Here is a 12,865-nt window from a genome sequence, read left to right as displayed (position 1 = left end):
CGCATTAACGACCTGGCCGAAATGCTTCAGGTACATCGTAATACGGTGAGCAAATTGCTCAATAACAACAGTAAACTCACCACAGATATGGCCTTCAGACTGGCCAAAGCGTTTGATACTTCTGTCGATTTTTGGCTCAATCTACAAACGAATCTGGATATCTGGGAGATCCAAAACGATCCGCGTACCCAGGTAGAAATCAGCCGCATCATCACACTCAAAGATATGCTAGAGCGTAAAGCTCGGGCTGCATAAGCGACACGGCGGATAGCACCTACTATCCGCCGCTTTATTTAGCTCAGTGCCAGCACCCGCTGCAACACCGGGCCTATTTGCTCAAAAGCTGTTGGCGAAATAATATCGACGTGGGCGCAATCCAGACGGAACACCTCAAGCTCCCCCATCCACGGTGCCCAGGCTTTTTGCGGGTCCATTCCTGCAGGTAACGTGCGTTCGGCCACAAATAGCGTCGCCTTCCCGCCAAATGGCACGCTTTGCGCGGTGGTTAACAGCCGCACCGCGTCACCGTAATTCCCTTCTATAGCCTCGAATAGCGCACTGGACGTTTGGCCTTGCTGTGCGGCAACAAAGGCTTCGCGTTCCCGGTTAATCTCTTCAAGTACTAAAGGATCGAGCTCATTCGCGCCCTTCTCGGCCCAGTTTTGTGTTTCTGGCGGCCAAGTGTCGAGCAGACAAAGGAAGGCAACTTCTTCGCCTGAAGCCTCAAGCCTCGCCGCAATACCTTGCGCAAGCGTCCCGCCCAATGAATATCCCAGCAGATAATACGGGCCATGCGGCTGAAGTTGACGCAGGGTTTGCAGATGCAACTCGCAAACCTGCGCCAGATTTTCCGCCTGCTGCATCGGGCCACTCGGGCGAGGCGACTGAATGCCGGTAATCGACCAGCGCGGGTCGAGATAGCGCTGCAACACACTAAATTGCCAGGCAAAACCTGACGCCGGATGGAAGCAGTAAAGCGTCGGTCCGTGGCTTTTACGCAGCGGCAGCACCGCATCAAAACCTGCGCGACTGGCTTCTTCTTCGCTGTGTTGTTGCGCCAGGGTTTGTGCAAGTTGGCCAACGGTGGACGCCACCATCACCTGCCCAACCGTTACCGGTCTTGCAAGAGTGCGACGCAATTCGGCGGAGAGTCGCATCGCCAATAATGAATGGCCGCCGAGGGCAAAGAAGTCGTCATCCACCGACTGAATTTCACAGCCTAATAACTGGGCAAAAGCGTCTGCAATGACAATTTCCAGCGTCGATTCGGGTGCTCGCCCGTTGGCGCGTAACGCCAGTTCTGGCAACGGCAGGGCTTTTCTGTCCAGCTTGCCGTTAGCACTCAACGGGAATTCATCCAACTGGATAATCGCCACCGGCACCATATGCGCAGGCAGTACCGCACTAAGCTGTTCACGCAATAACTCGACGGGCAATTCCTGGCCCGACGCCGAGACCAGGTAACCCACCAACTGGCGTGCATCGCCACCACTTACTGCCGCCTGGTTGAGCACACACGCGTGAGTGACAGCTTGCGCGACATCCGGTAGCGCCTGCAACGCACGGTCGATATCCCCTAATTCAATACGCTGACCGCGGATTTTTAACTGGTCGTCGCTACGCCCGAGATATTCCACCGCGCCATCATCGAGCCAACGCGCCACATCTCCGGTGCGATACATCCGCATGCCTTGGGCAAAAGGATCAGCAACAAAGCGGCTGGCGGTGAGATCCGGGCGGGATAAATAACCCTGTGCCAGTTGCATGCCTGTGAGGTAAAGGTCACCTGCGATACCAGGAGGGACCGGACGCATGGCGGAGTCCAGAATACGCAAACCGGTATTCCACACCGGCCAGCCAATCGGCACGCTGCTGCCGGATACCCGCGCCAGTTCGTCGCCAAAGGCCGGATACCAACTCACGTCAACGGCGGCTTCCGTTGGCCCATAAAGGTTGTGCAACGGCGCGTGGGTCAGTTGCTGCCACTGGCGGCACAACTCGGTTGGAAGCGCTTCTCCGCTACAGAAAACACGGCGTAATGTGCCACAGCTTGCAATTGCGGCCTCGTCGCTCAGTGCCGCGACAAAGGCACTCAACATCGATGGAACAAAGTGAGTGGTCGTGACGCGATAACGGGTAAAGAGTTGCTGTAAGGCTTCAGGGTCGCGGTGTGCTTCCGGCGGCGCCATCACCAGTTGTGCCCCCACCAGATACGGCCAGAAGAACTCCCAAACTGACACATCAAAACTGCACGGGGTTTTCTGTAAAACCACATCGTCGTCAGTTAACGGGTAGTGATTTTGCATCCACAATAAGCGGTTAACGATGGCCTGTTGCCCCACCATCACCCCTTTCGGGCGGCCTGTAGAACCGGAGGTGAAAATCACATATGCGGTGTGCTCAGGGCGTGAAACACAGAGCCGTTCCGGTAAATTGTGGGTTGCCAGCAGCGTTTGATAGCTGAAGGTTTGCAAACCTGGGACGCTGCTAAAGCGCGGCAGTTGATCAAGCGCGGTCAGCAGTAAACGCGGTGCTGCATCTTCCAGCATCATGTGCAGGCGTTCGTCGGGATAACCGGTATCCAGTGGCAACCAGGCCGCCCCCACTTCAACAATGGCCTGCAACGCCAGTGATAAAAACACCGAGCGAGGTAATGCCACAGCAACCACATCACCGGGCTTCACGCCTCGCGCTAGCAGTTCACCCGCCAAAGCACGCACTTGTTGGTGCATCTCGTGATAGCTGAACTGATGGTTTTCATCGGCCAGTGCGGGTGCGTGTGGCGTACGCAGAACCTGTTCGGCAATCAACTGGCTTAAGGTTGTCGCGGGAACCGATGTTTGCGTGGCATTGACGCTTGCCAAAAGTTCGATTTCGGACTTTTGTAGCAATTCAGCATCCACACAACGTAATGCGGGATTGGCCGCAAACTGGCGCAAAAGTAGCGGCAAACGGGCGAGATGTTGCTGCAACGTGTGTGCATCATAGCGTTCGGCGTTGGCGAGTATCTCAAGCGAACAGTCACCTTGTTCGCTGATATACAGCGCAATTTCCAGGTCACGGACTGGCCCAGATGCCAGTTGATGCGTAATCCCTTCAATGCCGTTGAAATCCAGGCGGTAATCAAACATTTTCAAGTTCAATACCGGGCCATATAACGGCTCACTGCTGGAAATTTTCCCTAAATCACGCTGGATTTGTTCGGCATCGTAGCGCTGGTAACGGCGCATACCTTTTAACTCTTTGGCAAGATTTGTGGCGAGTCCGGCAAGGGTAAAGTCCGGATCTATACGCACACCAAACGGCAGCACGTTTACCACCGGGCCGGTTGCGCATAACGCAGCAGAACCCATGCGACGCATAAAAATGAAGCCTGCGGAATAATCAGCGCGCCCGCTTAACCGCCCGAGCCACAAGGCCACCAGCCCTAATGCCATATCGGCAGCGGTCAGATTATTAAGCCGTGCGCTATTCACCAGGTCATGAAACTCAGCTCGGTCAAAATTCAGCGACTGGCGAATCAGTTGCGTGGTGGAACCCAGGCCCGCCAGCGGTTGAGTTGAAAGTGTTGCAGGAGGCGGTAGCTGTTTGGCTTTACTGGCCCAAAACGCGGCATCACGCTGCCAGGCGTCAGATTTGTGGTACTGCTGGTATTCCGTGACCACTTCACTAAACGGGGAAAACGGGCTCGGTTCAGGCGCCTGGTGGTGGCTGTAAGCACTATAAATATGGGCAATGCGACGGGTAATGGCGGTGAAGCTGAAGCCATCAACCACCAAATGGTGGAAACGTTGATACCAGAACCAGCGCGTTTCGCTCACTCGCAGTAGCAGATGATGGTAGAGCGGTTTGCCGCTATTAATGCGTAAGTCTTGCTCGAGATCGTCGCGCATCATGGTCAATGCCGTCGCTTCAGGGTCGGCAGCGTCACGAAGATCGCAGCAAAGCGGCGCAGTAAACGAGGCGTCAGGAGCAACCCACTGGCGCGCTTCACCATCCACTTCGCTAAAGCGCATGCTAAGGGTGTCGGCCTCTTTCATTCCGGCGACGATAGCCTTGCATAGCAGCGCTTCATTGAGCTGGCCGTTTAATTTGTCCCCGCCGTTTAATTCTACGTAGTGAGCCACACTCCACGCATTCGCCTGTGGCGAGAGTTGATCCGCCATCCAGATGCCGGGTTGCGCCGCCACCAGCGGCATAGTGTCGAGATCAGTGTCGAAATTAGAGTCGAGATTAGTGTCGAGATTAGAGTCCAGATTAGAGTCCAGATTAGAGTCGAGATCAGTGTCGAGATGAGTATCGAGGTGTTGTTGTTGTGCAGAAGTCATTATCAATTCACTCACCGATCACCCCATCTTGCGCAAAAGTTGCAGGTTGCAACTGTCTCCAGTGCTCAAATAGCCAACGATGACATTCTTCGTTTGATGCGGGTGCACAAGCCACCTGCCAGCCATCCGGTAATGCGCAATGTTCCGGCCATAAACTGAACTGCCGTAGCGCATTTTCAAGAATGAAAAAACGGGCCTGTGGCGCATCAAAAGGGTTACTGAATTCCATGCCTTATTCCTTTTCTATCAATGCCATATGCAATTCTAGTTGCCATCAACGCCCTGCTGCTTGAAGTGTGACGGGCAATGCCACAGCCAGGCTAAACCGTCGAGCAGGCCGCCTCGCCAGCAAAGCGCATCGTGCCCACCGTCAACCTGACGGTAGAAAACCGCTCGCTGTGTTTGTTGTAGTAAGGGATAAATTCGTTGATTGACTTGATGGATGAGTGGTTCTCTGACCCCTGCCTCCAGATAGATGCGTAACGGTTTATCGCACCGTAACCCGTCTTCCAGCTGCTGTATCAGTTGCCCACCTTGCCCTGCTGTTTCGCGCTTAGGCCACCAATACGAACCGGACTGGCTCAGCACGCAGCCAAATTGTTCCGGCCAGTGGAGTGCGGCGTAAAGGGATGAAAGCCCGCCATAACTTTGCCCCGCGACCACAGTCGTTTCAGGGTTTTCGTTCCAGCGAATATGTGCGCGAAGCTGTGGTAAAAGCTCTTCTTGTACCGCATACCAAAACTGCGCATTACACGGAAGCTCATCGCTACGCGTTGCGTTGTCGATGGCATCAATCAGCACGTAAACCGCAGGCGGCAGTTCACCGTTGTCAGTTTGTGCCTGCAATGCGGGCCATACCGGCATACTTTCAGCCCAGAATTGCCCATCGAGCAAAATCGCCAACGGGCGCTGTTCAGGTGATGCCTCGCCGGTGGTGAAAATCCACACCCGGCGCTGAGTGTTCAAGAGCGGGCTATTCCAGGAGATGCACGTCGCCCCGGTATAGGGCGTATCGGGATGCTCCCAGGCGGCTTGCGGTGGCGCATCTGGCAGATGAAGCGCTGACATAGGATGCTCGCGCCCGCCGATCCAACTGTTGGAATTTAGCGGGTCGGCAATCGCGCACGGCAGCAATTTCCGCCAGCCTTCACGCAACGCCATCAGTTCCGGCACGGTACCTTCGAATGCCTGCGCAGGGAAATCCTCTTCGCACGACGAGGGAATAAAACAGTAGCTGCCGCGCCAGGTGCTGCTGAGTTGAGTTTCCCATTGCCAGACATCAGTGCCCGCGAGGCGTTCAAGGGTTTGCGGACGAGAGCGTTGGTGATGGTCGGTGACGCCCGTGATGTAAATCCAGACTCGTTTAATCGGTGAGGTTTGCTCACTGCCTTGCGGATCGCGCCACAGGAAAGTCACAGCACACTGGCCCTCTTTTTCGCATGTCACCACGGGGATCCCTTGCGCCCGTTTTTCCTGCCACCAACCTTCACTTCCTGTCAGAAAATTTCCCACTCGAGTATAACCCTATGAAATTATTGATAACGTTCAATTACTTTGAAATATATTGATAATACTATTGATAATTATTTGCATTTGCAATAGCGTATTTCCGCGCCTGGAGCTACCCGCTTACTGGTGCAAAAACAATAAATTGCCGAATTTGACCGCACAATTTCCTCATTTCAGGGCGATTGGCGAGGAGATCTCGGTATCACTATGTGAAATCCATGCTTTACCCGATCCTCTGGGAAGGAGTGACTTCGGGTTGAGCGGAAAAGCAGGCCGCCATAATGAATAAAAAAATTAACTATTCCCTCGCTATGTTAATTAATTTGGGGATATACGGAGTCGCTGCTCCTGCCTTTGCGGCAGAACAGACGGCAACCGCAACGGCTCAGACCGCTGCCTCCGATAACGACGACACGCAGAATCCGACTCACGAAGACACCATGGTTGTTACCGCTGCCGAGCAAAATTTGCAGGCTCCGGGTGTGTCGACTATTACCGCTGAAGAACTGAAGAAGCGCCCACCAGCGCGTGATATTTCCGAAATCGTCCGTACCATGCCGGGTGTGAACCTCACCGGTAACTCCACCAGCGGCCAGCGTGGTAACGGTCGCCAGATTGATATTCGCGGCATGGGCCCGGAAAACACTCTGATTCTTATCGATGGCAAACCTGTCACCAGCCGTAACTCGGTGCGTCTGGGCTGGCGTGGTGAGCGTGATACCCGTGGCGACTCAAGCTGGGTACCACCGGAAATGATTGAACGCATTGAAGTCATCCGTGGCCCTGCCGCCGCGCGTTACGGTAACGGTGCGGCAGGTGGTGTGGTGAATATCATCACCAAAAAAGGAAGCGGTGAATGGCACGGCTCCTGGAACACCTATCTCAACGCCCCTGAGCACAATGATGAAGGCTCGACCAAACGTACCAACTTTAGCCTGAGCGGCCCGCTGGGCGGGGATTTCAGCTTCCGTCTGTACGGCAACCTGGATAAAACTCAGGCTGATGCCTGGGACATTAACCAGGGTCACCAATCTGAACGTACCGGGATTTACGCTGATACGTTGCCAGCAGGGCGTGAAGGTGTGACCAACAAAGACGTGAACGGTGTGGTGCGTTGGGACTTTGCGCCTATGCAATCACTGGAACTGGAAGCGGGCTACAGCCGCCAGGGCAACCTGTATTCCGGCGATACGCAGAACACCAATACCAACCAAATCGTTAAAGATAACTATGGCAACGAGACTAACCGTCTTTATCGCCAGAGTTACTCGCTGACCTGGAACGGCGGTTGGGATAGCGGCCTGACGACCAGTAACTGGGTGCAGTATGAGCACACCCGCAACTCGCGCATGCAGGAAGGCCTGGCCGGTGGCACCGAAGGGATTTTCTCCAGCGATAAATTCAGTGATATCGACCTGAGCGACGTGCTACTGCACAGCGAAGTGAATATCCCGATTGATTTCGTTGTGAATCAGAACCTGACGTTGGGTACCGAATGGAACCAGCAGAAGATGAAAGATTTAAGCTCGAATAATCAGGCCTTTATGGGCGGAAATATTCCTGGGTCAACCAGCACAGGCCGAAGCCCTTACTCCCAGGCAGAGATCTTCTCGTTGTTTGCTGAAGACAACATGGAAGTGACCGACAGCACCATGCTGACGCCGGGCCTGCGTTTTGATCACCACAGTATCGTTGGCAACAACTGGAGCCCGTCACTGAACCTATCACAAGGTTTAGGCGATGACTTCACGCTGAAAATGGGGATCGCCAGCGCTTATAAAGCACCAAACCTGTATCAGACCAACCCGAACTATATTCTCTACAGTAAGGGTCAGGGGTGTTATGCAAGTAGTACGGGCACTGGCTGTTACATGATGGGTAATGACTCTCTTGAAGCTGAAACTAGCATCAACAAAGAGATCGGTCTTGAGTTCAAACGTGACGGCTGGCTTGCAGGTGTGACCTGGTTCCGTAACGACTACCGTAATAAGATTGAAGCGGGTTATGCCCCTATCGGCCAGACTTCAAAAGGCAGCACAAAAACTGATATTTATCAGTGGGAAAATATTCCTGAGGCACTGGTAGAAGGGCTGGAAGGTGCGTTAAACGTGCCGGTTTCCGATACGGTGAACTGGACGAATAACATCACTTATATGCTGGAAAGTAAGAATAAGGAGACCGGCGAGCGTCTGTCTGTTATTCCAGAATATACGTTGAACTCCACGCTGAGCTGGCAGGTTCGCCAGGACATATCGGTGCAATCGACCTTGACCTGGTACGGCAAACAAGAGCCTAAGAAGTACAACTACAAAGGTCAGCCCGCCACTGGGACAGAAACCAACGAAGTTAGCCCTTATAGCATTGTTGGCCTGAGCGGGACCTGGGATACGACCAAAAACGTGAGCCTGACGGCGGGTATCGATAACATCTTCGATGAACGTCACTGGCGTGCGGGTAATGCCCAGACGACAGGTGGGAACAGCGGTTATATGTACGGTGCAGGTGCCGAAACTTATAACGAGTCCGGTCGGACTTACTATGTCAGTCTGAATACGCACTTCTAAGTATGGAGAGGAGGAGGCTTGCCTCCTCCTTTAAAATGCATGAAAACCCACCTCTCTCAATTCGACTTCCTCCCGCAGCAGCGCATATTCCGTGTAGATTTTGACCCCTCTACCTTCTGCAGTGACGACCTGCTTTGGCTGCCCCATCACGACAAGCTGTCCAATGCCGTCACTAAGCGCAAAGCCGAACATCTGGCAGGCAGAATCGCCGCCCGAGAAGCACTGCGTTTTCATGGAATAACGGATTATGTCCCAGGCATCGGTTTGCACCGCGAACCTTGCTGGCCGCCTGGATTTACCGGCAGCATCACGCACAGCGGCAATATCGCGCTGGCAACGGTGATGGTTGACTCCCCACTCATGCCGGTGGGCATTGGAATCGATTATGAAGAAATAATCACGCCAGCCGTGGCGCAAAATATTTATGGCGGCATTATTGATAGCGCGGAGAGAGAACGACTCACCGCTTCCCCCTTCCCTTTTCATTACGCATTAACCCTGGCGTTTTCGGCTAAAGAGAGCTTATTCAAAGCGTTGTTTCGCCACGTCGGGCGCTATTTTGATTTTTCAGCCGTTGCCATAAGTAAAATTGATGACGAGCAATTGACTCTGACGCTCAATCACGCGCTTGGGCCTTACAGAAAAGACAATAAATTCAAAGTAATATGGAGAAGTAACGCAGCGCAATTAATAACTTTAATACGGCTTGGATGATAATAAAGAGAAATTGCTTGCGGTTGGGTAATAAGTGAATGTTATATTCAAAAGACACAACATATATAACTTATAACAAGGATTCATAAATCTATGGAAAATTCGCTTTCTCTGGAATCATTCCTCTCGTCCGTACAACAACGCGATCCACACCAAGCTGAATTTGCTCAGGCCGTACGTGAAGTCATGACCACGCTGTGGCCATTCCTCGAACAAAATCCGCAATACCGCCGTTCCGCTCTGCTGGAACGCCTGGTGGAGCCCGAGCGTGTGATTCAGTTCCGCGTCACTTGGGTTGATGACAAAAATCAGGTGCAGGTTAACCGCGCCTGGCGGGTGCAATTTAGCTCGGCAATTGGGCCATACAAAGGTGGGATGCGTTTCCACCCATCGGTGAATTTGTCGATTCTGAAATTCTTAGGCTTTGAGCAAACCTTCAAAAATGCGCTGACAACCTTGCCGATGGGCGGGGGTAAAGGCGGCAGCGACTTTAACCCGAAAGGCAAAAGCGAAGGCGAAATCATGCGTTTTTGCCAGGCGCTGATGATGGAGTTGTATCGCCATTTAGGACCTGATACTGACGTTCCAGCAGGTGATATTGGTGTTGGCGGGCGTGAAGTAGGCTATATGGCGGGGATGATGAAAAAACTCTCCAACAACACCGCTTGCGTCTTCACGGGTAAAGGGTTGTCATTCGGCGGTAGTCTGATTCGTCCGGAAGCCACCGGTTACGGTCTGATCTACTTCACCGATGCCATGCTTCAACGTCATGGTCTGGGCTTTGAAGGGATGCGCGTATCGGTTTCTGGTTCCGGTAACGTGGCGCAATATGCTATCGAAAAAGCCCTGGCGCTGGGTGCTCGCGTGGTGACTGCGTCGGACTCCAATGGCACCGTCGTTGATGAAGCCGGTTTCACCACCGAGAAGCTGGCACGTTTGACTCAAATCAAAGCCAGCGGCGACGGACGTGTTGCCGATTATGCTAAAGAGTTTGGCTTGCAATACCTCGAAGGCAAGCAACCGTGGAGCGTACCGGTGGATATCGCGCTACCGTGCGCCACACAAAATGAGCTGGATACCGAAGCCGCACGCACGCTTATCGCCAATGGCGTGAAAGCAGTAGCCGAAGGCGCAAATATGCCGACCACCATTGAAGCCACCAATCTGTTCCTTGATGCAGGCGTGTTGTTCGCACCAGGTAAAGCAGCAAACGCGGGCGGCGTGGCAACATCAGGTCTGGAAATGGCGCAGAACGCAGCTCGCCTGAGCTGGAAGTCTGAGAAAGTGGATATCCGTCTGCACCACATCATGCTCGATATTCACGAAGCCTGTGTGAATTACGGCGGTGAAGCTAAGCAAACGCATTACGTCCGCGGGGCAAATATTGCAGGCTTCGTAAAAGTTGCCGATGCCATGTTGGGACAAGGCGTGCTGTAAGGTTTTATCCCTGAGAATGTTTATAGAGGGCCAATTCCATTGGCCCTCTATTTTTATCTGGTACGACTACGCCCTAAAACAACGCCCTAAAAGCTAGAGTTTTTCTACTCGCTCAAACGCTGCCAGTAACACTTCCGGGCTTAATTTCACCGCCAGCGCATGAATGGACTCCCCTGCTTCGAGGGTACGGGTAATCACCTTATCCAACTGTTCGCGGTTATGGATATCCACGTCAAGCTGCGCCAGCCTGGTGGGGAGATTGAATCGCTTGAAAGCCTGAGCCAATCCGACCAAAACATCCTCCTGCCCCAGCAATGCGCTTTGCACCAGAATTCCGTAGGCCACTTTTGTGCCGTGCAGGAAACGATCAGTCTGCGGTAATGTGGTTAAACCATTGTGTACCGCATGCGCTGCCGCAACCCGGGTATAGCGTTCGCCAAGCCCACCGACCATACCGCCGCCGGCAATAATGGCGTCAACCACATCGAGGAAAGCCTGCGTCAGTTGACTCCGTTTTTGGTCCGCAAGCGCTGTTTCACTGCTCTCCAGCAGCACATCACGGAGGGTCAGTGCGGCGTTAATCCCAAGGCGCACCGTCAACGGCAAGCTTTCTGGTTGCGGGCTTAGCACCACCGCTTCATACCATTTCGCCAGCGTATCGCCGATGCCTGCCAGCAGATACTCCTGCGGTGCACGTAAGATAATTTCCGGCTCAACCAGTACCAGATGGTTAGCGTCATTGAAAATCTCAAAGTGCCGCGCCTGTCCGGCATCGTTGTACCAGACCGAAAGCGGCGTCCAGGCAGCACACGTTGCGGCAATAGTCGGTATCGTGACCACGGGCGCATTCAAACGACGCGCCACCACTTTCACGGTATCCAGCAGCGCCCCCCCGCCAACACCAATCACCACCTGGCGATTACCCGCCTCAGCCACCAGCTTTTGCACATCGCTTTCGCGACAGTAGCCACCAAAAGAGATGTGCTTAGCACCCGGCGCGTTAAAGGCAGCAGGCAGGAAAGGACGCGCCGCCGCTATCGCGCGCTCGCCGTAGATCCACACTGCGTTTTGCAACTGCTCATCGGTATAAAATTCGTTCAGCCTGGCAAGGGCCCCTGGATGGGAGTAGTAGTTTGCCGGGCCGGTGACAACGCGGATCGCGGTAGTGGTCATAATAATGTTCCTTTTTACTCTTCTCATTTATTGCGCGCGGGATGCTGTTAGTACGATGATATGTCTGGACATCCGGACGGCTAATACTATTTTGCTTTATCTTATGCATTTTGGTTAGTTGCTCACAGCCCCTTTGCCCGCTAAAAAGTTGATAAATCAATTTATTAATCCCTAAGGCTGGCTAAACGATGACCACACATCACCGTCTTGAAATGCGAGACATTTCCATCGCATTTGCTGGCTTCAATGCGCTTAACCGGGTGGATTTCACCCTGGATGGTGGCTCGATTCATGCGTTGACCGGCGCAAACGGGGCCGGAAAATCTACGCTAATGGCGGTGTTATCGGGCGCCCATGACCATTATCAGGGGCAAATCCTGATTAACGGTGAGCAGGTTGATATTCGCACCCCACGTGATGCTAAACAGCTCGGCATTCATATCGTCCAGCAGGAAGTAGACGTGGCGCTGATCCCGGGCCTTAGCGTGGCAGAAAACATCATGCTCGATAGGCTCTCGGAAGTGGGCCACTTCTACCACTGGCCACAAATACGCAAACAGGCTCAGGAAGCGCTCGCGCTACTGGAAGTCAATATCGATATTCGCAAACGCATCGAACAATGTTCACTTGCTGAAAAGCAGCAAATCCTGCTGGCGCGCGCCCTTTCTCATCATTGCCGCTTTTTGATTCTCGATGAACCGACTGCCCCACTTGACCAGCATGAAAGCGAGCATTTATTCAACGTGGTCAGGCGTCTGCAGCGTAACGGCATCGCCGTGGTATTCATCTCGCATCGCATTCACGAGCTGAAAGCGATATGTGACCGCATGACGGTATTGCGCGACGGGCGACTTATCGAAAGCGCGCCGATGAACACCCTGAGCGGTGAAGAAATTGTTGAGAAGATGTTGGGCCATCAGTTAGACGATATCTATCCACCTAAACGCCCCAGCGTGGCCGACGAAACGCTGCTGCATATCGAAGGGCTACACGACGATTTGCTGCTGCGCGACATCTCGCTGCGGTTGCGCAAAGGCGAAATCCTCGGCATTGCAGGCCTTGCTGGTGCCGGTAAAACAGAGCTGTGCAAAGCGCTGTTTGGCGCCACGCGCAGCCAGGTAAAGCGCGGTGAACTGAACG

Annotated in this window: 9 protein-coding genes; 5 read left to right on the top strand and 4 right to left on the bottom strand. The window is 53.5% G+C overall.

Features of this window, described 5'->3' with window-relative positions; translation table 11 throughout:
- The coding region (locus VJY99_RS17465; protein WP_324120740.1) for a HigA family addiction module antitoxin at nucleotides 1-255 on the top strand (255 nt) is incomplete at its 5' end.
- A 38-nt stretch (nucleotides 256-293) separates the two neighbouring features.
- On the opposite strand, the gene VJY99_RS17460 is transcribed toward VJY99_RS17465, so the two are convergent.
- The 3 genes from VJY99_RS17460 to fes form a co-directional block, all read right to left on the bottom strand.
- Nucleotides 294-4,199 carry an enterobactin synthase subunit F gene (locus VJY99_RS17460; protein ID WP_324120742.1) on the bottom strand — a complete coding sequence of 1,302 codons (3,906 nt, stop codon included), beginning with the start codon at nucleotides 4,197-4,199 and terminating at the stop codon, nucleotides 294-296.
- A 136-nt stretch (nucleotides 4,200-4,335) separates the two neighbouring features.
- On the bottom strand, nucleotides 4,336-4,557 hold the full coding sequence (locus VJY99_RS17455) for an MbtH family protein (RefSeq protein WP_324120738.1): 222 nt from the start codon (nucleotides 4,555-4,557) through the stop codon (nucleotides 4,336-4,338).
- A 35-nt stretch (nucleotides 4,558-4,592) separates the two neighbouring features.
- Nucleotides 4,593-5,840, bottom strand: coding sequence for an enterochelin esterase (gene fes, locus VJY99_RS17450; protein WP_324120736.1), 1,248 nt, complete (start codon nucleotides 5,838-5,840; stop codon nucleotides 4,593-4,595).
- 278 nt (nucleotides 5,841-6,118) lie between these two features.
- On the opposite strand from fes, the gene VJY99_RS17445 reads away from it, so the two are divergent.
- From VJY99_RS17445 to gdhA, 3 genes are all read left to right on the top strand, one after another.
- Nucleotides 6,119-8,401 (top strand): TonB-dependent siderophore receptor, encoded by a 2,283-nt coding sequence (locus VJY99_RS17445; protein ID WP_324120734.1) that lies wholly within the window; start codon nucleotides 6,119-6,121, stop codon nucleotides 8,399-8,401.
- A gap of 18 nt (nucleotides 8,402-8,419) precedes the next feature.
- On the top strand, nucleotides 8,420-9,115 hold the full coding sequence (gene entD / locus VJY99_RS17440) for an enterobactin synthase subunit EntD (protein WP_324120733.1): 696 nt from the start codon (nucleotides 8,420-8,422) through the stop codon (nucleotides 9,113-9,115).
- 93 nt (nucleotides 9,116-9,208) lie between these two features.
- Nucleotides 9,209-10,552 carry an NADP-specific glutamate dehydrogenase gene (gene gdhA, locus VJY99_RS17435; RefSeq protein WP_324120731.1) on the top strand — a complete coding sequence of 448 codons (1,344 nt, stop codon included), beginning with the start codon at nucleotides 9,209-9,211 and terminating at the stop codon, nucleotides 10,550-10,552.
- A gap of 93 nt (nucleotides 10,553-10,645) precedes the next feature.
- Here gdhA and VJY99_RS17430 read toward each other — a convergent pair whose 3' ends face one another.
- On the bottom strand, nucleotides 10,646-11,725 hold the full coding sequence (locus tag VJY99_RS17430) for an oxidoreductase (protein ID WP_324120729.1): 1,080 nt from the start codon (nucleotides 11,723-11,725) through the stop codon (nucleotides 10,646-10,648).
- A gap of 188 nt (nucleotides 11,726-11,913) precedes the next feature.
- On the opposite strand from VJY99_RS17430, the gene VJY99_RS17425 reads away from it, so the two are divergent.
- Nucleotides 11,914-12,865: ATP-binding cassette domain-containing protein (locus VJY99_RS17425; protein WP_324120727.1), on the top strand; the 952-nt coding region annotated here is incomplete at its 3' end.

The sequence above is a fragment of the Buttiauxella sp. genome (assembly GCF_035271705.1).
Taxonomy (GTDB): domain Bacteria; phylum Pseudomonadota; class Gammaproteobacteria; order Enterobacterales; family Enterobacteriaceae; genus Buttiauxella.
This window is presented reverse-complemented; position numbering and strand designations above follow the sequence as displayed.